We start from the raw sequence: 21,092 nt of genomic DNA, 5'->3' as shown, positions 1-21,092 counted from the left end.
ATGAAAAAAGCATTGGCAATCCTGGCCGTCGTAGCGGCCGCTGCCGCAATATGCGGGCTTCTCTTTTTTCATAACGATGTTACAGACAGGTTTAATCCGTTTATTCACCAGCAAAATGTCTATGTCCAGATTGATCGAGATGGCAGACATCTTAGCCCGGGCGGTACTGAGTATACATTAGACGGATACAATGCATCCGGAAAAAAAGAAGAAGTGACCTTTTTCGCCGGTAAAGACCTTCGAAAGAACGCGTATTTGAAGGTGAAGGCAAAAGGAAAGTATGTCGAGACTTGGGAAGAAGTCAGGTTTGAAGATACGCCGCACTCCGTACAGTCAGCATTAAAGTGAATCATAAAAAAACGGCACAGTGTCATAACTGTGCCATTTTCTTTATTTTTTATTTTCTTCGGCCCGTTTGATCAGCATGTCGGTGATGATATCCACCTGTTTGCTGACAGAAATCGGATCGTACGGGTAGAACGTGTCAAAGTCATTGATAAACACGCGATTATGTTTGACAGCGTCTAGGTTTTTCCAGATAGAGGAGTCCTTCAGCTTGTCGAGTGTTTTGCTTTCGCCTTTCGGATTGTAGTCCGTAATGAACATATAATCTGCGGCATACTCGGGAATGACCTCTTGAGAGAGCTGTTTCATCTCTCCTTTTTTGATGACATCTTGTTCAATTTTTTCAGGCGCTTTTAACCCAAGCGCGTTGTATACAGCTTGGCCGCCGCGACCGCCATTGTCATTGAAGACCCAGAATTCGCCTTTGTCTGTGTTTTCATAAATGCCGAAGGTCGCATCTTGGTCGATGACGCCGGCAATCTTCTTTTTGGCTGCTTCCGCTTTTTTGTTAAAGTCAGCCATAAATGCTTTTGCTTTATCCTTGGCGCCCGCAATATCTCCGAACATTGCAACGGTATCCTCGATGTTTTTTGCGGTGTTATAAGGAACGACAACGGTTGGAGCGATTTTCTTTAATTTATCGACGTTCTCTTCATTCATGACAACAATTAAGTCAGGCTGAAGCTCCATGACTTTCTCGACGCTGATCGGATCACCAACATCCTTTACATCTTTCAGCTTTGATTTTAAAAATGGATTATCAAATGACCATGAGCCCGAGCCGACCACATTCGCCCCGACAGACAGCAATTCCCCAGCATAAAAATCAGTAACGATGCGTTTCGGATGTGCAGGAATGTTGACGTTCCCTTTTGTTGATTTGTATGTTCTCATTTCTGTCTTATCTGAAGCTGAATCACCTGAGCTTCCTTTCGAAGCCGTGCCGCTGCAAGCACTGACAAACACGAGAAGCAGCACCAGCATGCCTGCGAGCAATATGTTCTTTTTCATCAAGAACCCCCCAATATGTATGTTCGTTCATTAGTAATGATTATCATTATCAACTAATAATATAGCAAGAAACCTGTTCTCCGTCTATCACTATTTTAAAGGGAAAAAGTTTTTGTTATACAAGTGACGCGGTATTCATTATCGATTATTATAGGTAAATAGGAGGAGGAGAATATGGAAATCACAAAAAGAGGTGCCGCGTGGGAATGGCTTCATAGCTGGTGGATGCTGTTTATTTTCATGCCTTTTGCCATTACCAGTTTTTTTGCCTTTTTATTTATTGGCATCAAGGTGAGAAATAAAAAGTGGATCATGTACGGAATTATTTATTTTTTGGTATTTGCATTTGCTTTCGTGCTGCCTGACCCGCCCGGACTACTTATTGTGCTCCCGTTGTGGGCTGTGACCATTATTCACGGTTTTAAAGTGCGTCCGCTGTATTTGATTCAGCTGGATGTCTACAAAGACAATGTGGAGGCACGGGCCTTTGCCGAGGCAAGAAGTGAAGCCGAGAGCAGATTTCATGCGCCGAAACAGACTATCCAAGATATACATATTCGCAAAGACCGGTAAGAAAAAAGCTCAACACTAAACATTGTGTTGAGCTTTTTATTTGCTACTGCTGATAGGAATGCTGGTGGAATGGCGTGTTTTGGCCGAATGGAAGTGTAGATACATTTGTATTCATCATACTTGATTGTCCATTGAGTTCCTGCTGCATCTGGTTGCACATGTTGACAACCTGCTGGCATTTTTGAATGGCTGCGTCATGCCCTTGCAGCGCTTGCTGAATGGTATGTGCAGCTTGTTGTTCGTGATTGAGGATCTGCTGCAGCATTTGAATGTTTTGCTGCTCTTGATGAAGCATTTGACGATATTGGTTGCTGCTTTGCTGTGTTTGCTGAATAAGCTGCTGCGCTGTCTGGCGGCATTGGTTCAGCTGCTGCAGACTGTGTTGCGGATTGTGCATGTATAATCCCTCCATGTGTTCAATTGACATTTGTCGGTCTTATCATGCAACCCGAACCAGAAGAAATTCGGCAAAAGGAGAACTACAATTATTTTCCTTGCACCCCTCATCCTTTGAATGACATCGGCAAAAATTGTATACTTGTAAAAACCCTTTTTATGTAAATGTCCCGCCCTGCACATAAGAATAGCGGAAAACGAAACTCCGACATCTGGAGAATCGTATTCCGCTTTTTTCTTTTCTTGCTTCAGAAACCGCCTTCGCCCGCAGTAAATGGGATATTTAATCTGTTTTCTACCGTACGGAGACGCTGATTGAGCCGGTTTAAGCGGCGTGTATGGCGTTCAACAGCCTGGCTTAGCTGATTGACCTGATCGGCCATCCTTGCAATTTCCCGGTTTTGACGGCGATCCTCATTCGACAGACGGGTTAATTCTCTTGTCTGCTGTTCGTTTTGCCGTTCAAGCGCAGCAATTCTTCTTTCCAATGCCGGCTGTCTGTCCGTCTGGTATGGCTGGTATACATCCTGCTGCGGATATGGATTGTATTCATATTGGCTATAGTAAGGTTCCTGCTGAGGGAGCTGCGGGCTGTAATATTGATAAGGGTTCATGTAATCAATCTCCTTAAAAAGAATGTGGGTGAATTCCTTATAATCTATGTAGTCATTGGCACAGTGCCACGGCATTCGCCTAAAAAGGGGCAGAAAGGAAGGTGATGACATTGTGCAGAAAAGGACCTATCATTTTGTTCTTGTCTGCTGTATGTCTCATGCTTACGGGCTGCCAGCAGCCAAAAGAAGAGACGCCGTTTTATTACGGAACGTGGGATGAGGGCATTACCCCCGGTCCCGCGGACGGCGTGAAATCAGCAACGGTCACATTTACCAAAGACAAGGTGCTGGAGACGGAGGTGATTGAAGGGAGAGGAGAGGTGCAGCTACCCTTTATGGAATACAAGGTGATGTCTCAAAGCACTGACGGCTCCATTGAGATCCAGTACCTTGGCTCCTATTATCCGCTCAAAAGCAAACTGAAAAGAGGAAGAGACGGAACGTTGATATGGGAACAAAATGGTCAGGCCAAAACGATGACAAGAATCGAGTCAAAGGCCGGCAAGGAGGAGAAACATGAGAAATAAAAAAGCGGAAAGTCTAGTGGTGACAGGCCTTATTTTACATATCATTCAGTGGATATTCGTATTATGGGCTTTTCTCAAAATCAAACATTTATTTAGTGGCTATACGATCTACAATCCGAATGTCATTAACGGGTCGATGCAGTCGTTATCATTTATGCAAATGCTGCGTTCTATGATGTACTCGGGCGCACTGGTGAATTATGTTCTGTTTTTTGTGATTGTATTGCTTATGTATTGTTTAGTGCTGCATGCGATCATGATTATTCTCGAAATAGCCGCTTATGTGATGATCAGACGGAACCCTTCATCTTCTTGGGCATATTTTTTGACGGCGGCGGGTGTGAAGCTTGCCATCTTCAATATCACGGGTATTCCATTTTTAGCTGCCGGCTTCCTGCTGATGAAACAGAAACAAGCAGAAACCGGCGAAAAGGCTCCAGAAAGAAAACGCAAGCCGCGCACGCGGATCCGGAGACAAGGCAGACGTCTAAACAGAAACAGGAGAAAATCATCTCTTGCGGTTGAATATCAAAAAGAAAAAACGATATGATGGGACTATAGCCTGAAAACGACACGAAGGAGATGCAGAATGTACAAATTAATAGCAATCGATATGGACGGAACACTTTTAAATGATCATCATGAAGTGACGGCGGAGGTCCGTGACGCGCTGCATGCCGCAAAAGCGGAAGGGGTAAAAATTGTCCTTTGCACCGGCCGGCCTATCGGGGGTGTTCGGAGATACTTAGATGAACTCAATTTAATTGAGGAAGGCGACTATGTGATTGCCTATAACGGGGCGCTTGTCCAAAATACGCATACAAAAGAAGTGGTGACGGAATTGTCTCTAGGATATGATGATTTGGCATCATTATATGACCTGAGCTTAGAGCTGGAGACACCGATGCACTTCTTCGACTCAGCCAACCTGTATACGCCTAACCGTGATATCAGCGAATTTACCGTATATGAGTCGTACGTGACACAGGTGCCGCTTCATTACCGCAAAATTGAGGAGATGCCTAAAGACATTCTCATTCCGAAAGTGATGTTTATTGATAAACCAGAGCACTTAAGCCACGTCATTACATCGATACCGAAAGACGTGAGAGAAAAGTATACGATGGTCAGAAGCGCGCCTTTCTTTTACGAAATTCTGCATCCGGAAGCAAGCAAAGGAAATGCTGTGCGTCAGCTGGCGAATCTGCTCGGAATCGAGCAGGCTGAAGTCATGAGCATAGGCGACAACGGCAACGATCTGACAATGATCGAATGGGCCGGCTGCGGTGTTGCCATGGCAAACGCCATTCCGGAAGTGCTTGAGGCCGCAAACTTTCAAACGCGCTCTAATAATGAACATGGCGTTGCACATGCGATTCACGAGCTTGTTTTGGCTAAATAAAAAGTCCAGCCTTCTAAAGGCTGGATTTTTTCGTTTTATTAGATGTAATGTCAATTCTTTGACGAATCGATTTGACTTTCGTTATGCTGATAAAACCAATTCGTTCTCAATATGTATGATATTAATCTGAATTGAAAAGGGGACTGATCAAATGTGCACAAGTCTTACATTGGAAACTGCTGACCGTAAACATGTATTAGCAAGAACAATGGATTTTGCATTTCAGCTGGGGACAGAGGTGATTCTCTATCCGCGCCGTTACAGTTGGAGTAGTGAAGCTGACGGAAAGGCCCATCAGACACAGTACGCTTTTATCGGTATGGGGAGAAAACTTGGGAATATTTTATTTGCAGACGGTGTTAATGAAAACGGTTTATCGTGTGCTGCACTTTATTTTCCGGGCTATGCGGAGTACGAAAAAACGATACGGGAAGACACCGTTCACATTGCCCCGCATGAGTTTGTGACATGGGTGCTGTCAGTCTGTAAGTCTTTGGAAGACGTGAAAGAAAAGATTCGATCTTTAACGATTGTAGAGAAAAAATTAGATCTATTGGATACAGTTTTACCGCTTCACTGGATATTGTCAGACCGGACGGGACGCAGCCTGACGATAGAACCGAGAGCAGACGGCCTCAAAGTCTATGACAATCAACCTGGTGTCATGACGAACAGCCCCGACTTTTTATGGCATGTGACCAATTTGCGGCAATATATTGGAATCAGACCGAAGCAATTAGAGAGCAAGGAGATGGGCGGATTACCGCTGTCCGCTTTTGGCCAAGGCTCTGGGACTGTGGGCCTTCCGGGGGATTATACACCGCCTTCCCGGTTTGTCAGAGCTGTTTATTTGAAAGAACATCTAGAGCCGGCGGCCGATGAAACGAAAGGGGTAACAGCCGCTTTTCAAATTTTGGCGAATATGACGATACCCAAGGGCGCAGTGATAACGGAGGAAGATGAAATCGATTATACGCAATATACTTCCGTGATGTGCAACGACACTGGAAACTATTATTTCCACCACTATGACAATCGGCAAATCCAAAAAGTAAATTTATTTCATGAAGACCTTGACTGCTTAGAGCCTAAAGTGTTTTCTGCTAAAGCAGAAGAAAGTATTCATGAGCTTAATTAATTCACATCAATCAGCTGATTCCGGTTTGAATCCGGAGTCAGCTGTTTTTTTATTAGATAGTTACGATAGGCGGTTTGCAAAAGAGAAGAAAAGGCAAAGGAAATGTTAAAAACTGCATTTCTATAAAATGTTTGGATAGAAACTGAGTCGCTGCTTCATCAGACTCAGTTTCTTTGCCGTTATGGAGGTTGCACTAGTTGAATGAACCAATGTTATTCCATCATGTTCACGCAAGGGTCTCTTCAGCTTGTATAGAAAAAATTGATCTCAACTCATTGACAAACTCGCCATACAAATGTACATTTTGATTTATTCACATTAAACAACTAGGAATATAGGAGTTTATTTTTCGGACTTTTCAGCCTAAAACATGATAAAAGGAGTAGTAACGTCATGACAAGCAAAAAGAAGCAAATCAAATTAGGAGTTTTTCTTGCGGGAACCGGCCATCATGTTGCGTCTTGGCGGCATCCGGACGCGCCTGCGGATGCGAGCATGAACTTGGATTATTTTAAAGAGCTGGCGAGAACAGCAGAGCGGGGCAAGCTGGATATGCTGTTTTTAGCAGACAGCCTGTCAATTGACAGCAAATCGCATCCAAATGTGCTAACAAGGTTTGAGCCATTTACTTTGCTCTCCGCTTTGGCGCAGGTGACATCAAGCATTGGCCTGACTGCGACAGCTTCCACTACTTATAGCGAGCCGTTTCACATTGCCAGACAATTCGCGTCACTGGATCACCTGTCTAACGGCCGTGCCGGATGGAATGTCGTGACCTCATCCATTGAGTCAACGGCACTGAATTTCAGCGGGGAAAAGCATCTCGAACACCACTTGCGCTATCAGCGGGCAGAGGAATTTGTCGAGGTCGTAAAGGGACTCTGGGATTCATGGGAAGAGGACGCCTTTATCCGCAATAAAGAAACAGGTGAATTCTTTCATAAAGAAAAAATGCACGAGCTCAACCACAAAGGAGAGTATTTCTCAGTCCGTGGGCCTCTGAACGTTTCAAGGTCGCCGCAGGGCCAGCCTGTCATGATTCAGGCGGGTTCATCAGGGGACGGGAAAGCGCTGGCTGCCAAAACGGCTGAAGTGATTTTCACGGCACAAAACCATTTGGAATCGGCACAGGAATTTTATGAATCAATTAAAAAGCAGGCAGCCGAGTTTGGCCGCGATCCTGAAAAAATCGCGATCATGCCGGGCATTTTTCCGGTCATCGCGGATACTGAGGAAGAGGCGCGGGCTAAATATCAAGAGCTTCAGGATTTAATCATTCCATCTGTCGGTCTGCAAATCCTTCAGAATTATTTAGGCGGAATTGATTTGTCTGCTTATCCGCTTGACGGGCCGCTGCCAAAGCTTGACGCGGATGCATCCAACGCGGTGAAGAGCCGATTTAAGCTTGTTCAAGAGATGGCTGAACGGGACAATATGACGATACGTGAGCTTTACAAATACGTTGCAGGCTCCAGAGGCCATCACATTTTTGTCGGAACGCCGGAACAGCTTGCCGACAAGATGCAGGAATGGGTGGATCATAAAGCTTGTGACGGATTTAATATCATGCCCCCGCTTCTTCCGGAAGGAATTGAACTGTTCGTTGACAAAGTGGTTCCGATTTTACAGGAGCGCGGCGTGTTCAGAAAAGAATATGAAGGCACAACATTGAGAGAGCATTTCGGTTTAGAAAAACCGGTAAACCGTTATGCGAGGTAAGGAGGAACGCTCGATGAAGACGCAATATCGCCTGGCAACTGAACGTGATGCCGAACAGCTGCTCGAGCTGACAAGGCGCGCCTATGAACCGATTCGAAATCTCGGCATTCGTTTTGCCGCGGCCCAAGCCGATCTAGATCTGGTCTTAAACAATATCCGAAAAAACGCCTGTTACGTCATGGAAGAAGACGGGCGGATCATTGCGACCATCTCCTTAAGAATGCCTTGGGGACAGCAGCCTGGACCGTATGGCGTTCCTCATATCTGGTGGTTCGCTGTTGATCCTGAAACCGGACAAAAGGGAGTCGGGACAAAGCTGCTTCAATGGCTGGAGCAGACCATCCTACGGGATACGTTAAAGGTTCCGTTTGTATCGCTTGGAACAGCGGATAAGCACCCGTGGCTGATTGAGATGTACGAAAGAAAAGGATATGTCCGAGCAGGCCAGCAGGATCTGGGCAAAGGACATATGACAGTCTATATGAAAAAACAACTGCGACATGACCTATAAAAGATAAAAGGCGGGAAAATCAAATGAAAATGAGAAAATGGACTGTGCTGGTAGTTGCTGCGTTATTAGCCGTGCTATCAGCTTGCGGCAATGGGAACAGCAGCAGTAAAGAGGATGACAACGTACTTCATGTGGGTGCGACCGGTCAGAGCTACCCGTTCGCTTATAAAGAAGACGGAAAGCTGACAGGTTTTGATGTAGAAGTAATGGAAGCTGTTGCAAAGAAAATCGGCATGAAACTGGACTGGAAGCTGCTCGAATTCAGCGGTCTGATGGGAGAGCTTCAAACAGGCAAGCTTGACACCATTTCCAATCAGGTAGCGGTGACAGATGAACGAAAGGACATGTACAACTTCACAGAACCGTACTCTTATGCAGGAACACAGATTGTCGTCAAAAAAGACAACAATGACATCAAATCAGCAGACGATTTAAAAGGAAAGACAGTAGCTGCTGTATTAGGTTCAAATCACGCGAAAAATCTTGAAAGCAAAGATCCTGACAAAAAAATAAATATCAAAACATACGAGACACAGGAAGGCACGCTGAAGGATGTCGCATACGGACGTGTGGACGCTTACGTAAACAGCCGAAGTGTGCTGATCGCGCAAATTAAGAAAACAGGCTTGCCGTTGAAGCTTGCCGGAAATCCGATTGTGTACGAACAAGTCGCATTCCCATTTGCCAAGGATGACGCGCACGACAAGACCCGTAAAAAAGTCAATAAAGCGCTCGATGACCTGCGCAAAGACGGAACACTTAAAAAGCTTTCAGAAAAATATTTTAACGAAGATATCACAGTAGAACAGAAGCATTAAGAAACGGCGGTGAACCACCAGAATGAATACGATTGATTGGGAATTCATGATCTCAGCATTCCCGACTTTAATTCAGGCCCTTCCGATTACATTGTTTATGGCTGTAGCAGCCATGGTTTTTGCGATTATCGGCGGACTTATTCTCGCACTCATTACAAAGAATAAAATTCCAGTGCTTCATCAGCTGTCAAAGCTGTATATCTCATTCTTCCGGGGCGTGCCGACACTTGTGCAGCTGTTCTTAATTTATTACGGGCTGCCGCAGCTGTTTCCGGAGATGAGCAAGATGACAGCTCTCACAGCTGCCATTATCGGTTTAAGTTTAAAAAACGCCGCCTATTTGGCAGAAATTTTCCGCGCTGCCCTCAACTCTGTTGATGAAGGTCAGCTGGAGGCGTGCCTGTCTGTCGGTATGACGAAGCTTCAGGCCTACAGACGAATTATCCTTCCGCAGGCAGTCAGAAATGCGATACCGGCAACGGGTAATACATTTATCGGCCTCCTAAAAGAAACCTCATTGGCATTTACTTTGGGTGTCATGGAGATGTTTGCGCAAGGTAAGATGTATGCATCGGGAAATCTGAAGTATTTTGAAACCTATTTGGCGGTTGCGATTGTCTATTGGGTTCTTACAATCATTTACAGCATTCTGCAGGACTTGTTTGAACGCACTATGAGCAAGCCATACCGGACTTAGAGGTGAAATCAGTTGATAAAAGTAAAAAATATACGCAAAGCGTTTAAAGATCTGGTCGTGCTGGACGGAATCGACCTTGAAGTCAAACGCGGAGAAGTGGTGGCAATCATCGGTCCGTCCGGTTCCGGAAAATCAACGCTTCTTCGGTGCTTGAATCTACTGGAGCGTCCCAATCAAGGCATCATTGAAATTGGAGAAGCCAAGCTGAACGCGGAAAAGTTTACACGCAAGGAAGCATACCAGCTCCGTCAGCAAACGGCCATGGTCTTCCAAAATTACAATCTGTTCAAAAATAAAACCGCCCTGCAAAACATTACGGAGGCTTTACTCACGGCTCAAAGAAAATCACGCGATGAAGCGAACCGCATTGGGATGGAGATTCTGAAGCAGGTCGGTTTAGAGCATAAAGCGGACAGCTACCCGATCACAATGTCCGGCGGCCAGCAGCAGCGAATCGGCATCGCGCGGGCACTAGCGGTCAATCCGCATGCGATTTTGCTGGATGAACCGACTTCGGCGCTTGACCCTGAGCTTGTGGCGGGTGTGCTTCAAGTCATCAAATCGATTGCTGAAAAACAAACAACAATGATCATCGTCACGCACGAAATGGCATTTGCAAGAGAGGTTGCAGATAAAGTGATTTTTATGGCGGACGGCCATATTATCGAGCAGGGAACGCCTGAAGAACTGTTTGACCATCCGAAAAACGAACGGACAAAACGATTTATCAAGCAGGTGGGAGAGCCTGCAGAGCTTATTTAGAAGGGAAGAAGAAGAATGGCCGAAGAAACGTTTCGTACACGTTTAATCAATATGCGGCGTGACCTTCATGCACACCCTGAACTGTCATTCCAAGAGTTTGAAACGACAAAAAAAATTCGCCGCTGGCTTGAAGAAGAACATATAGATATTGTTGACGTTCCTCAATTAGAGACTGGCGTGATTGCCGAAATCAAAGGGCAGGAAGACGGTCCCGTTATTGCGATACGAGCGGATATTGATGCGCTCCCGATCCAAGAACAAACGAATCTGCCGTTTGCCTCTAAAATAGACGGCACGATGCATGCGTGCGGGCATGACTTTCATACCGCTTCCATCATCGGCACGGCGATTTTGCTGAATAAAAGAAGAGACAAGCTGAAAGGCACAGTCCGCTTTATCTTTCAGTCTGCGGAAGAAATCGCCGCAGGAGCAAGGAAAGTCATAGAAGCAGGCGTGCTGGATGATGTTTCCGCCATTTTTGGCATGCACAATAAGCCTGATTTGCCTGTCGGCACCATTGGGATAAAGGAAGGTCCGCTCATGGCAAGTGTTGACCGATTTGAGATTGTTGTGAAAGGGAAAGGCGGACATGCCGGTATCCCAAATAACAGTATTGATCCAATCGCTGCAGCAGGACAAATTATCAGCGGCCTGCAATCTGTGGTCAGCCGCAATATCAGCTCATTGCAAAACGCGGTTGTCAGCATCACAAGATTACAGGCAGGCAGTTCATGGAACGTGATTCCGGACCAGGCTGAGATGGAAGGCACCGTTCGCACCTTCCAAAAAGAAGCGAGAAAGGCCGTTCCCGAGCATATGAAACGAGTGGCTGAAGGAATCGCCGCGGGCTACGGGGCACAGGCCGAATTCCGGTGGTTTCCTTATTTGCCGTCCGTTCAGAATGACGGCACATTTTTAAACGCGGCATCCGAAGCTGCGGCACGGCTTGGCTATCAAACGGTGCAAGCGGAGCAATCCCCGGGGGGAGAAGACTTCGCTCTTTATCAAGAAAAAATTCCTGGCCTCTTTGTCTGGATGGGAACAAACGGCACAGAAGAGTGGCATCATCCGGCGTTTACATTGGATGAAGACGCACTGCAAGTTGCATCCAGCTACTTTGCTGAGCTGGCTGTACTTGTATTGGAGTCAACCAAATGATCCGAACAGAACTGACAGCAGGTCTTGCTGAGGCTGTAAGATTATCACAACCTGAGGACGCCATTGACGCGATGCGTGAAGCCAAAAAGGGATTGCTTGATTTTACAGCCGCATCATTCGCAGGAAGAGAAGAAAAAGGCATTCAAAAGCTTTTGCACCTGATCGAAGAGGAAGGCGGCACGCCCCTTGTCCCTGTTATCGGGCAAGGAAAAAAGGCAGCGCCATTACAATCTGCGCTGCTCAATGGATTTATCGCCCATGCTCTGGATTTCGATGATGTCCATTCCGATGTAAGGGGACATCCAAGTGCAGTGATTTTGCCGGCACTCATTGCTTCAGCTGCCGCTCGCGAAAGTGACGAGCGGCTTCTTGGCGCTTATATTGTCGGTGTGGAAGTGATGGCAAGGCTTGGAGAGTCGATTGGCAGCCTGCACTATGAAAAAGGCTGGCACAATACGGGAACGCTCGGAGCCATAGCTGCCGCCTGTGCTGTAGGGTACGCGGAGGAACTCACTCAAGAAGAACTGGAAAAAGCAATCGGTTTTGCCGCAACGCAGTCTGCCGGAATGAGGGTGCAATTCGGTACAGAAATGAAACCGCTGCACGCAGGGCTGGCAGCTCAATCAGGCTTGCTTGCTGTTAAGCTGGCCCAATCTGATGTTGGAGGCACTCGTACGGCATTGGATGGAGAAAAAGGTTTCTTCGGCCTATACGGTGATGTAGACAAGGCGCAAACCACGCTGTTAAGCCATTGGGGCGAACCATGGAGAATCGTGAAGCCAGGGCTATGGTTTAAAATCTATCCATTCTGCTCCGCGGCACACCACGCGGCAGATGCCATTCGCCAGCTTATCTCTCAGGAAGCTATTTCTGCTGACAATACAGAACGGATTGAAGTCGTCTTTCCGCCTGGCGGAGATGCTGCGTTAACGGCAAGATCACCAAAAACAGGAGAGGAAGGCCGCTTTAGCGTTGAATATGTCATTGCCCTTGCCCTGCACGGACAGAAGCTGATTGTTGAACATTTCAACAGCGACCCGATACCAAATCACATGCATGCCGCAATGCGCCATATTCAGCGTGTGTATGACAATCGCATTCAGCCAGCCTCTCAAGCGGTTCCAAAAGGCCGTTTCACCATTGTTCGTGCATTTTTATCAGATGGCCGCATATGTGAAGCGCGTGTGGACTGCCCAAAGGGAGCCCCCGGAAACGGTCTGTCTAAAGAAGATGTAAAAGAAAAATTGAAATCAGCGCTGCCAAGTGATGTGCAAAAAGCAGAGCATATCATAGGAGCCATTGAGCGCGCTGACATGAAAGAATTTTTATCGCATTTAGATTAGAATCCGCCTCCCATCCCCTCCTTCAGATGATATGATAAAGCCAAATCTTACGTTTGAAAAAGGAGAAAGGCCATGACGGTAAATGATGCGGTTGTATGTATTCTGGCCATCTTTTTATTATTGGGAGCAGCCGATTATTGCTTGGGAAACAGGTGGGGGCTTGGCGAGCGGTTTGCGGAAGGCTTTAAGGCCATGGGGCCGCTTGCGCTGTCAATGGTTGGGATAGTGTCGCTTGCGCCAGTGCTTGCGGGAATACTAATTCCCGTCGTGTCCCCGGTCTATGCCGCCATTGGCGCAGATCCATCCTCCTTTGCCAACACCATTCTGGCCATTGATATGGGAGGCTATGCGCTGGCAGCAGAAATGGCGAAAGATCCGGACGCGGGCGTGTTTTCATGGGTATTTCTGGGGACAATGATGGGGCCGACAATCGTGTTCACCATTCCTGTCGCTCTTGGCATGATTGAAAAACAGGATCACCCCTATTTTGCAAAAGGTATTTTAATTGGACTGTGCACTGTACCGATCGGATGCTTCGTAGGTGGAGTAGCTGCGGGTTTTGAGATGGGATTGATCCTGAAAAACATTCTGATTCCCATTCTTTTTTCTGCGGGTATCGCTTTTGGATTATGGCGCTACACCGACAAGACAATCCGTGTATTTCACGTTTTTGGGAAGGCTGTCAGTATTGTTGCGATCATTGGGCTTGTTGCTGTCTCGATTGAAACGATGACAGGCATTTTACTGATACCAGGCCTCGAAAAGATTGAAACAGGCATACAAACCGTAGGCACCATCGCGGTTGTATTAGCGGGCGCTTTTCCGCTGACAGCTTTTATCACAAAAGCTTTTGGTAAACAGCTCCATACTTTGGGCAGAGTATTACACCTAGATCAGGCAGCGACAGCAGGAATGGTTGCTTCTTTGGCACACCATATCCCAATGCTCGCCACCTTAAAAGACATGACGCCGAGAGGAAAGGTTATCAATGTCGCGTTTGCGGTCAGCGCCGCCTTTGTGCTCGGCAGCCACCTCGGCTTTGTGGCGGGAATGAAAAAAGAAATGGCAGCAGCCATGATCATCGGGAAATTAGCTGGCGGTATTACAGCTGTCGCGGCAGCTGCGTGGGCCACGCCCGCCTATTCGGCCGGGCAGCAAAGACAAGACTCTCTTAAACAAAACTGAGGAAGGCTGTTTCAACTCTCCTCATTAGGGAAATGATACAGTAACGATTCCGGAAAGAGGGTTGGGCACATGGATGCGAAGGACCAGTGCATCTCTAAAATAAAACAGGAATCCAAGCCTTGGATAAAGCGGTTCGGAAGGCTTGGTTATTTTACATTCGGCGGTGTTTTTATCTTGCTCGGCATTCTGGCATTGATGACGGCTGCCGGTTCTGGCAGCGGGGCAAAGGATTCAAGCGGGGCACTTCAAACCTTATCACGCATGCCGTTTGGGTCGATTTTGCTTTTCTTCATCGGAGTCGGACTCATCGGGTATGTCATATGGATGGTGCTGAGTGCGGTTAAGGATACAGAGGGCCACGGCACAGGAAGAAGGGGCCTGTCACGAAGAACGGGAAATTTGTTCAGTGCCGCCGTATACGCATCAATTGCGTGGAATGCCCTTCGGTTTGTCTTTGATCATGGGAGCGGCAGCACTTCAGAACAGACGTGGTCTGCTTATATATTGGCGCAGCCGTTTGGGCAGTGGCTGACGGGACTCACAGGAGCGGGCTTTTTCCTATTTGCAGTGGTTCAATTCATAAAAGGTATCCGTGCTTCTTTTATGAAAGAATTCAATACGTCAAAAATGAGCAAAGAAATGATATGTATTGCAAAAAACACAGGACGCGCAGGCAACATCGCCCGTGCTATTATTTTCTCAGCCATCGGCTTCTTTCTCATAAAAACCGCTCTTACTTCTGATCCAGACGACACAAGAGGCTTTGACGGGGCGCTCGCTGAACTCGCGCAGCAGCCGCATGGCAGACTGATTCTGATCTTCTTGGCGTGCGGGCTTGTGTTATATGGAATATACGCCATCATGAAAGGCATTTATCAATATATGAAGTGGGAAAAATAAGCTCTGGGCAGATCTGTGCCAGAGCGTTTTTCAGTTTCTCATAAAACAGGTGGATGAAAGCCGTTGCCAGCCTGTATAATAAAAGCAAATCGAAAGCAGGTTCACCACGAACTGATCCAAGGGAGGTGCGGAATGGATCGGGAAAAACAACAATTAAGCATAGAAGCGGCAAGGCTTTATTATCAGTCTGACTACAGTCAGCAGCAAATCGCAGAGCAGCTCAGCATTTCAAGGCCGACCGTTTCCCGATTGCTGCAATACGCAAAAGAAAAAGGATTTGTCCAAATTCGCGTGATGGACCCTTTTGAAGATTTAGATGCGCTGGGTTCGATGCTGGAAGAGAAATATGGGCTTCTCGAAGCACACGTTGTGTTTTCTCCGACACCGGACTATGCAGCAATCACACATGACTTGAGCCGTTACGGTGCAGAATATATGCATGAAACGGTAAAAGACGGCGACATCGTCGGCGTCAGCTGGGGAACCACCATGTATCAGATCGCGCAAAACATGCAGCCAAAGCAAATTAAGGGTGTAGAGGTCGTCCAGCTGAAAGGCGGCATCAGCCATTCCCGGGTAAACACCTATTCGGCTGAAACGATTCAGCTGTTTGCAGAGGCTTTTCAAACGATGCCGCGCTATCTCCCGCTTCCCGTTGTTTTTGATAACGCCGATGTAAAGCGAATGGTAGAGAAGGATCGCCATATCGCACGCATTATCGAGATGGGCAAGCAGGCCAATATCGCTCTCTTTACAGTTGGTACCGTCCGGGACGAGGCGCTGTTATTCCGGCTCGGCTATTTTAACGAAGAAGAGAAAGCATTGCTGAAACATCAGGCTGTTGGAGATATCTGTTCGCGGTTTTTTGACAGGGAAGGGAATATTTGCAGCACCGCCATCAATGACCGGACCATAGGCGTCGAGCTTGAAGATCTGAGGCTGAAGGAACGCTCTATATTAGTGGCCGGCGGAAGCCGAAAAGTGCCTTCGATCCACGGTGCGTTAACAGGAAAGTATGCCAACGTGTTAATCATTGATCAGCATACCGCAAGGACACTTGTTAATGATTTGTGACACCTTTAGACCGTTCATTGAACAAAATTTCAATTACCAATTTACATATGTTCAAAAGTCGGTTATGCTAAAAAATATCTTAACAAAAAAGGAAGTGTGCGAAGGATGACATTAGCCAATAAAATTGATCATACAGCTTTGAAACCGCATACACAGAAAGCGGATATTCTGAAATTAATAGAAGAAGCGAAAACATACAAATTCGCTTCTGTATGTGTAAACCCGACATGGGTGCAGCTGGCTGCAAAAGAGCTTCAGGGAACAGGAGTTGACGTATGTACAGTCATCGGCTTCCCGCTCGGCGCCAACACAACAGAAACAAAAGCGTTCGAAACGAAGGATGCGATTTCAAAAGGCGCCACTGAAGTGGACATGGTTATTAACATCGCCGCTTTGAAAGATAAAGAAGATGACGCAGTGGAAGCGGATATACGCGGTGTGGTGGAAGCTGCAGCCGGAAAAGCGCTTGTCAAAGTTATTATTGAAACATGCCTGCTGACAGATGAAGAAAAAGAGCGTGCATGCCGTTTAGCAGTTTCTGCGGGAGCGGATTTCGTGAAAACCTCAACAGGTTTTTCAACAGGCGGCGCAACGAAGGAAGATATCGCTTTAATGCGCAAAACAGTAGGTCCTGATATCGGCGTAAAAGCATCCGGGGGTATCAGAACGAAAGAAGATGTAGACACGATGATCGAAGCAGGTGCAAGCCGCATTGGCGCAAGTGCAGGCGTTTCCATTGTAAAAGGAGAGAACGGAGCCGGCGGAGACAATTATTAAGAAGCAGACGGAAGGCAAATTGCTTTCCGTGCCCTGCTTTTCTTTCCGGGGAAATAATAATGTAAGCGAATACAAATAAAGGAGAAACACATATGAAGTATTTGATCGGGATTATCGGTTTAATCGTGTTTTTAGGCCTTGCGTGGATCGCGAGCAGCGGCAAAAAAAGAATTAAGGTCCGCCCAATTATTGTCATGCTCATTTTGCAATTTATTCTCGGTTACATTCTCCTTAATACGGGGATTGGGAATTTTCTCGTAGGCGGATTTGCACAAGGATTCAGCTACCTGCTTGGCTATGCGGCAGAAGGAATCAACTTTGTGTTTGGCGGTTTGGTGAATGCGGATCAATCGACATTCTTTATGAACGTTCTCTTGCCGATTGTATTTATTTCTGCACTCATCGGAATTCTGCAAAAATGGAAGATCCTCCCGTTTATTATTAAATACATCGGCCTTGCCCTCAGCAAGGTAAACGGAATGGGAAGACTTGAGTCGTATAATGCTGTCGCATCTGCAATTTTAGGGCAATCAGAAGTCTTTATCTCCTTAAAGAAAGAACTCGGTTTACTGTCACAGCAGCGTTTGTACACGCTTTGCGCTTCTGCGATGTCAACCGTATCCATGTCAATCGTCGGCGCTTACATGACGATGCTGAAGCCTGAATACGTCGTAACGGCTCTTGTATTGAACTTATTTGGCGGTTTTATCATTGCCTCTATCATTAATCCTTACGAGGTCGCAAAAGATGAGGATATGCTCCGTGTAGAAAATGAAGAAAAACAATCCTTCTTCGAAGTGCTCGGAGAATACATCTTAGATGGTTTCAAAGTAGCGGTTGTTGTCGCAGCAATGCTGATTGGATTTGTCGCGATTATTGCTTTGATCAATGGTATCTTTAACGCTGTACTCGGTATTTCCTTCCAAGACCTGCTTGGATATGTGTTTGCTCCATTCGCTTTTCTTGTTGGTATTCCATGGAATGAAGCGGTTAACGCCGGAAGTATTATGGCAACAAAAATGGTATCGAACGAGTTTGTCGCTATGACGTCTCTTTCGCAAAACGGTTTTCACTTCAGCGGCCGCACAACAGCGATTGTATCAGTATTCCTCGTTTCGTTCGCGAACTTCTCTTCCATCGGTATCATTGCCGGTGCTGTAAAGGGTCTGAATGAAAAGCAAGGAAACGTTGTTGCTCGTTTCGGTCTGAAATTATTATACGGTGCTACGCTTGTCAGCTTTTTAACAGCGGCAGTTGTAGGTCTGATTTACTGAACATAATCGAAAAGGATCGGTGACTAAAATGAGAATGGTAGATATTATCATCAAAAAACAAAACGGAAAAGAACTCACCACAGAAGAAATCCAGTTTTTCGTGAACGGCTATACGGACGGCAGCATTCCTGATTATCAGGCAAGCGCGCTTGCCATGGCGATTTATTTTCAGGATATGAGTGATCGTGAACGGGCGGACTTAACAATGGCTATGGTGAACTCCGGTGAAACGATTGATCTTTCTGCCATCGAGGGAATTAAAGTGGATAAACATTCAACCGGCGGCGTCGGCGACACGACAACACTCGTCCTCGCACCGCTTGTCGCGGCTCTTGATGTGCCGGTTGCCAAAATGTCCGGCCGCGGCCTCGGTCATACGGGCGGAACAATTGATAAATTAGAGGCGATCGACGGGTTTCACGTGGAACTGTCTAAGGACGAATTTATTAAGCTTGTGAACCGCGACAAGGTTGCCGTCATTGGCCAAAGTGGCAACTTAACGCCGGCGGATAAAAAACTGTACGCCCTGCGTGATGTAACGGGTACGGTAAATTCCATCCCGCTTATCGCTAGCTCCATTATGAGCAAAAAAATCGCTGCCGGAGCGGACGCGATCGTGCTTGACGTGAAAACGGGAGCTGGCGCCTTTATGAAAACAGAGGAAGATGCGGCTGAACTCGCGAAAGCAATGGTACGAATCGGCAACAAAGTCGGCCGCCAAACGATGGCTGTCATCTCCGACATGTCCCAGCCGCTCGGCTTTGCGATCGGAAATGCGCTTGAAGTGAAAGAAGCGATAGACACGCTCAAAGGCGAAGGCCCTGAAGACCTGCACGAGCTAGTCTTAACACTCGGCAGCCAAATGGTCGTGCTTGCGAAAAAAGCAGGTACATTAGACGAAGCAAGAGCGAAGCTTGAAGAGGTCATGAAAAACGGAAAAGCGCTAGAGAAATTCAAAGACTTCTTAAAAAACCAAGGCGGTGACAGCTCGATTGTTGACGATCCGTCTAAGCTTCCGCAAGCGGCTTATCACATTGATGTGCCAGCAAAAGAAGCGGGTGTGGTCTCCGAAATCGTCGCGGACGAAATCGGCGTTGCTGCCATGCTGTTAGGAGCCGGACGCGCCACAAAAGAAGACGAAATTGATTTAGCCGTCGGCATCATGCTCCGCAAAAAGGTCGGCGACAAGGTAGAAAAAGGTGAACCACTTGTGACGCTTTACGCCAACCGCGAAAACGTCGATGAAGTCATCGCGAAAGTCTATGACAACATCCGCATCGCAGCGGAAGCGAAGGCGCCGAAGCTGATTCATACATTAATTACGGAATAAAAATAAAGCACATCCCATCCTGAGTGGGGTGTGCTGTTTTGATTACAGGATATGATCAACCTGATAATCCTCTTGTTCGATTTTTTTTGCTTTCGTAAGATTTTTTCTGAAATAGTAGATGAGATAGCATAGGATGATACAAGGAATTCCGCAGAAGAGAGCGATTCTTTGATTGGGATCAAAAGCCAGACCGATACAAGAAGCTGAACATAATAAAAGAGCGGCTATAGGCATAAGAGGATAAAGCGGTGTGCGAAATGTCAGATCTTTTACATTCCCCCCTTTTTTAAGAAATCTCTTTCGGAACAAGAGTTGAGACAGCGCAATGCTCATCCAGACCACAACCCCCGCAAATCCAGCAATCGCTACCATCACCACATATACAGTTCCAGGTGCCACAATACTGGATACGAGAGATAAACAAGATACAGCCATACTGATGATTAAGGCATTGAGTGGAATGCCTTTAGATGTGACTTTTTTAAAACGAGAGCTGATCATGTTTTCATTTGCTAACGACCACAGCATACGGGTTGAGGCATACAGGCCTGAATTGGCCACGGACAGCAAGGCTGTTAATATAACAAAATTCATAATATCTGCGGCGTAAGGGATTCCAATCTCTGCAAACACTGCTACAAAGGGGCTTTCAATTACTCCTGCTTCTTTCCATGAAATCAGTCCGGATAATACGAAGATGGCACCAATGAAAAAAATGACTGTCCTCCATGCGACATTACGGATGGAGCGCGGAATATCCTTTTGAGGATTTGCGGATTCTCCTGCTGTGACGCCGATTAATTCTGTTCCGGAAAAGGCAAAACTCACAGATATCATGGCGATAAATACAGCGAGAAAGCCGTTCGGAAACAATCCTCCATGACCGGTGAAATTTGAAAACATAGGGGCATCAGCCATCCCGTTTAAAGAGATCAAGCCAAACATGGCGGCGCCTCCTAAGATGATAAATAAAATGATGGTGACAATCTTCACGCTCGAAAACCAAAATTCGGTTTCCGCAAATAATTTGACTGAAAATGCGTTGCATACGAAAAGGAGAGCTGCAAAAATCGCGCTCCACATCCATACGCTGCTGTCAGGGAACCAGCGCTGCATGAGAATACCGGATGCGGTAAACTCAGAACCTACCGTCACCACCCAATTCACCCAGTACATGATGCCGACCATAAAACCGGTAGATGGCCCGATGAATGTTGTAGCGTATTTTTGAAAGGAACCGGTCACCGGCATGGCGACTGACAATTCACCCAGACATTGCATGACGAGGTACATCATCAATCCGCCGATTAAATAAGCGAGTATCGTCCCACCGGGCCCGGCTTGGCTTAGCGTATAGCCCGTACTGAGGAAAAGTCCTGTTCCTATGACGCCTCCCAATGAGATCATAAATAAGTGCCTGCTTTTCATTGTCCGTTTCAGCTGATGGCCGCTTTTCTCCTGAAGACCCACCGTCTCGTCCTCCTTTTAGCTGCCGTTTATCAGGCAGATGAGTTTCTTGTTACCAACATACAACCTGC

Annotated in this window: 23 protein-coding genes and 1 pseudogene; 20 read left to right on the top strand and 4 right to left on the bottom strand. The window is 46.6% G+C overall.

The window, feature by feature from the left end; all coding sequences use genetic code 11:
• Positions 1-348, top strand: coding sequence for a YxeA family protein (locus NST56_RS21200; protein ID WP_339179011.1), 348 nt, complete (start codon positions 1-3; stop codon positions 346-348).
• A gap of 42 nt (positions 349-390) precedes the next feature.
• Here NST56_RS21200 and NST56_RS21195 read toward each other — a convergent pair whose 3' ends face one another.
• Entirely contained in the window at positions 391-1,356 is a 966-nt protein-coding gene (locus tag NST56_RS21195) for an iron-hydroxamate ABC transporter substrate-binding protein (RefSeq protein WP_168749207.1), read from the bottom strand.
• Between the two features lie 174 nt (positions 1,357-1,530).
• On the opposite strand from NST56_RS21195, the gene NST56_RS21190 reads away from it, so the two are divergent.
• Entirely contained in the window at positions 1,531-1,929 is a 399-nt protein-coding gene (locus NST56_RS21190; protein ID WP_286059243.1) for a hypothetical protein, read from the top strand.
• A gap of 43 nt (positions 1,930-1,972) precedes the next feature.
• On the opposite strand, the gene NST56_RS21185 is transcribed toward NST56_RS21190, so the two are convergent.
• Together NST56_RS21185 and cotNE are read right to left on the bottom strand one after the other, a co-directional pair.
• Entirely contained in the window at positions 1,973-2,326 is a 354-nt protein-coding gene (locus NST56_RS21185; RefSeq protein ID WP_326191374.1) for a hypothetical protein, read from the bottom strand.
• Positions 2,327-2,573: 247 nt separating this feature from the next.
• Positions 2,574-2,939, bottom strand: coding sequence for an inner spore coat protein CotNE (cotNE, locus tag NST56_RS21180; protein WP_010332511.1), 366 nt, complete (start codon positions 2,937-2,939; stop codon positions 2,574-2,576).
• A 104-nt stretch (positions 2,940-3,043) separates the two neighbouring features.
• Between cotNE and NST56_RS21175 the strand changes: the two genes are divergently transcribed.
• From NST56_RS21175 to NST56_RS21090, 18 genes and pseudogenes are all read left to right on the top strand, one after another.
• Positions 3,044-3,466 carry a DUF3255 family protein gene (locus NST56_RS21175; RefSeq protein ID WP_168749530.1) on the top strand — a complete coding sequence of 141 codons (423 nt, stop codon included), beginning with the start codon at positions 3,044-3,046 and terminating at the stop codon, positions 3,464-3,466.
• Positions 3,456-4,016 (top strand): hypothetical protein, encoded by a 561-nt coding sequence (locus NST56_RS21170; protein WP_168749201.1) that lies wholly within the window; start codon positions 3,456-3,458, stop codon positions 4,014-4,016. The genes NST56_RS21175 and NST56_RS21170 overlap by 11 nt, the downstream gene beginning before the upstream one ends.
• A gap of 39 nt (positions 4,017-4,055) precedes the next feature.
• The gene (yidA, locus tag NST56_RS21165) at positions 4,056-4,868 is read left to right on the top strand and encodes a sugar-phosphatase (protein ID WP_010332508.1); all 813 of its coding nucleotides are present in this window, start codon (positions 4,056-4,058) and stop codon (positions 4,866-4,868) included.
• Positions 4,869-5,019: 151 nt separating this feature from the next.
• Positions 5,020-6,006 carry a penicillin V amidase gene (gene yxeI / locus NST56_RS21160; RefSeq protein ID WP_339179003.1) on the top strand — a complete coding sequence of 329 codons (987 nt, stop codon included), beginning with the start codon at positions 5,020-5,022 and terminating at the stop codon, positions 6,004-6,006.
• Positions 5,993-6,211 (top strand): annotated as a pseudogene (locus tag NST56_RS21155) (hypothetical protein). The gene yxeI and the pseudogene NST56_RS21155 overlap by 14 nt, the downstream one beginning before the upstream one ends.
• Positions 6,212-6,399: 188 nt before the next feature.
• Entirely contained in the window at positions 6,400-7,725 is a 1,326-nt protein-coding gene (locus NST56_RS21150) for an LLM class flavin-dependent oxidoreductase (RefSeq protein WP_286059245.1), read from the top strand.
• Positions 7,726-7,738: 13 nt separating this feature from the next.
• A complete protein-coding gene (locus NST56_RS21145; protein WP_326203849.1) occupies positions 7,739-8,236 on the top strand; it encodes a GNAT family N-acetyltransferase in 498 nt (165 codons plus the stop codon).
• A gap of 23 nt (positions 8,237-8,259) precedes the next feature.
• Positions 8,260-9,054, top strand: coding sequence for an amino acid ABC transporter substrate-binding protein (locus tag NST56_RS21140; RefSeq protein ID WP_339178998.1), 795 nt, complete (start codon positions 8,260-8,262; stop codon positions 9,052-9,054).
• Positions 9,055-9,076: 22 nt separating this feature from the next.
• The gene (locus NST56_RS21135) at positions 9,077-9,751 is read left to right on the top strand and encodes an amino acid ABC transporter permease (RefSeq protein WP_268504245.1); all 675 of its coding nucleotides are present in this window, start codon (positions 9,077-9,079) and stop codon (positions 9,749-9,751) included.
• 12 nt (positions 9,752-9,763) lie between these two features.
• Complete coding sequence (locus NST56_RS21130) at positions 9,764-10,513, top strand: amino acid ABC transporter ATP-binding protein (RefSeq protein ID WP_168749192.1); 750 nt, start codon at positions 9,764-9,766, stop codon at positions 10,511-10,513.
• Positions 10,514-10,528: 15 nt separating this feature from the next.
• Positions 10,529-11,671, top strand: coding sequence for a M20 peptidase aminoacylase family protein (locus NST56_RS21125; protein WP_339178993.1), 1,143 nt, complete (start codon positions 10,529-10,531; stop codon positions 11,669-11,671).
• Positions 11,668-13,014: an MmgE/PrpD family protein gene (locus tag NST56_RS21120; protein WP_339178990.1), complete on the top strand. Its 1,347-nt coding sequence runs from the start codon at positions 11,668-11,670 to the stop codon at positions 13,012-13,014. The genes NST56_RS21125 and NST56_RS21120 overlap by 4 nt, the downstream gene beginning before the upstream one ends.
• Positions 13,015-13,086: 72 nt before the next feature.
• Positions 13,087-14,199: an ethanolamine utilization protein EutH gene (eutH, locus tag NST56_RS21115; protein WP_339178988.1), complete on the top strand. Its 1,113-nt coding sequence runs from the start codon at positions 13,087-13,089 to the stop codon at positions 14,197-14,199.
• Between the two features lie 69 nt (positions 14,200-14,268).
• A complete protein-coding gene (locus NST56_RS21110) occupies positions 14,269-15,099 on the top strand; it encodes a DUF1206 domain-containing protein (protein ID WP_229148368.1) in 831 nt (276 codons plus the stop codon).
• 132 nt (positions 15,100-15,231) lie between these two features.
• Positions 15,232-16,173, top strand: a complete 942-nt coding sequence (deoR, locus tag NST56_RS21105; RefSeq protein ID WP_339178985.1) for a DNA-binding transcriptional repressor DeoR — start codon at positions 15,232-15,234, stop codon at positions 16,171-16,173.
• 105 nt (positions 16,174-16,278) lie between these two features.
• Positions 16,279-16,950 carry a deoxyribose-phosphate aldolase gene (gene deoC / locus NST56_RS21100; RefSeq protein ID WP_339178983.1) on the top strand — a complete coding sequence of 224 codons (672 nt, stop codon included), beginning with the start codon at positions 16,279-16,281 and terminating at the stop codon, positions 16,948-16,950.
• 92 nt (positions 16,951-17,042) lie between these two features.
• Entirely contained in the window at positions 17,043-18,224 is a 1,182-nt protein-coding gene (gene nupC, locus NST56_RS21095; protein WP_010332495.1) for a nucleoside permease NupC, read from the top strand.
• Positions 18,225-18,252: 28 nt separating this feature from the next.
• Positions 18,253-19,554, top strand: coding sequence for a pyrimidine-nucleoside phosphorylase (locus tag NST56_RS21090; protein ID WP_010332494.1), 1,302 nt, complete (start codon positions 18,253-18,255; stop codon positions 19,552-19,554).
• 42 nt (positions 19,555-19,596) lie between these two features.
• Here the strand turns inward: NST56_RS21090 and NST56_RS21085 are convergent, their stop codons facing one another.
• Entirely contained in the window at positions 19,597-21,024 is a 1,428-nt protein-coding gene (locus NST56_RS21085; RefSeq protein WP_339178980.1) for an amino acid permease, read from the bottom strand.
• Between the last annotated feature and the right edge of the window lie 68 nt (positions 21,025-21,092).

The organism is Bacillus sp. FSL R5-0560, assembly GCF_037966305.1.
GTDB lineage: Bacteria > Bacillota > Bacilli > Bacillales > Bacillaceae > Bacillus > Bacillus mojavensis.
The sequence above is the reverse complement of the archived record's forward strand: the minus strand, read 5'-3'. Positions and strand labels throughout refer to the sequence as shown.

What these genes read in the sequence shown, in the direction of transcription:
- NST56_RS21200 (WP_339179011.1), top strand. Translation starts at nt 1, where the DNA reads ATGAAAAAAGCATTGGCAATCCTGGCCGTCGTAGCGGCCGCTGCCGCA.
- NST56_RS21195 (WP_168749207.1), bottom strand. Translation starts at nt 1,356, where the DNA reads ATGAAAAAGAACATATTGCTCGCAGGCATGCTGGTGCTGCTTCTCGTG.
- NST56_RS21190 (WP_286059243.1), top strand. Translation starts at nt 1,531, where the DNA reads ATGGAAATCACAAAAAGAGGTGCCGCGTGGGAATGGCTTCATAGCTGG.
- NST56_RS21185 (WP_326191374.1), bottom strand. Translation starts at nt 2,326, where the DNA reads ATGCACAATCCGCAACACAGTCTGCAGCAGCTGAACCAATGCCGCCAG.
- cotNE (WP_010332511.1), bottom strand. Translation starts at nt 2,939, where the DNA reads ATGAACCCTTATCAATATTACAGCCCGCAGCTCCCTCAGCAGGAACCT.
- NST56_RS21175 (WP_168749530.1), top strand. Translation starts at nt 3,044, where the DNA reads ATGACATTGTGCAGAAAAGGACCTATCATTTTGTTCTTGTCTGCTGTA.
- NST56_RS21170 (WP_168749201.1), top strand. Translation starts at nt 3,456, where the DNA reads ATGAGAAATAAAAAAGCGGAAAGTCTAGTGGTGACAGGCCTTATTTTA.
- yidA (WP_010332508.1), top strand. Translation starts at nt 4,056, where the DNA reads ATGTACAAATTAATAGCAATCGATATGGACGGAACACTTTTAAATGAT.
- yxeI (WP_339179003.1), top strand. Translation starts at nt 5,020, where the DNA reads ATGTGCACAAGTCTTACATTGGAAACTGCTGACCGTAAACATGTATTA.
- NST56_RS21150 (WP_286059245.1), top strand. Translation starts at nt 6,400, where the DNA reads ATGACAAGCAAAAAGAAGCAAATCAAATTAGGAGTTTTTCTTGCGGGA.
- NST56_RS21145 (WP_326203849.1), top strand. Translation starts at nt 7,739, where the DNA reads ATGAAGACGCAATATCGCCTGGCAACTGAACGTGATGCCGAACAGCTG.
- NST56_RS21140 (WP_339178998.1), top strand. Translation starts at nt 8,260, where the DNA reads ATGAAAATGAGAAAATGGACTGTGCTGGTAGTTGCTGCGTTATTAGCC.
- NST56_RS21135 (WP_268504245.1), top strand. Translation starts at nt 9,077, where the DNA reads ATGAATACGATTGATTGGGAATTCATGATCTCAGCATTCCCGACTTTA.
- NST56_RS21125 (WP_339178993.1), top strand. Translation starts at nt 10,529, where the DNA reads ATGGCCGAAGAAACGTTTCGTACACGTTTAATCAATATGCGGCGTGAC.
- NST56_RS21120 (WP_339178990.1), top strand. Translation starts at nt 11,668, where the DNA reads ATGATCCGAACAGAACTGACAGCAGGTCTTGCTGAGGCTGTAAGATTA.
- eutH (WP_339178988.1), top strand. Translation starts at nt 13,087, where the DNA reads ATGACGGTAAATGATGCGGTTGTATGTATTCTGGCCATCTTTTTATTA.
- NST56_RS21110 (WP_229148368.1), top strand. Translation starts at nt 14,269, where the DNA reads ATGGATGCGAAGGACCAGTGCATCTCTAAAATAAAACAGGAATCCAAG.
- deoR (WP_339178985.1), top strand. Translation starts at nt 15,232, where the DNA reads ATGGATCGGGAAAAACAACAATTAAGCATAGAAGCGGCAAGGCTTTAT.
- deoC (WP_339178983.1), top strand. Translation starts at nt 16,279, where the DNA reads ATGACATTAGCCAATAAAATTGATCATACAGCTTTGAAACCGCATACA.
- nupC (WP_010332495.1), top strand. Translation starts at nt 17,043, where the DNA reads ATGAAGTATTTGATCGGGATTATCGGTTTAATCGTGTTTTTAGGCCTT.
- NST56_RS21090 (WP_010332494.1), top strand. Translation starts at nt 18,253, where the DNA reads ATGAGAATGGTAGATATTATCATCAAAAAACAAAACGGAAAAGAACTC.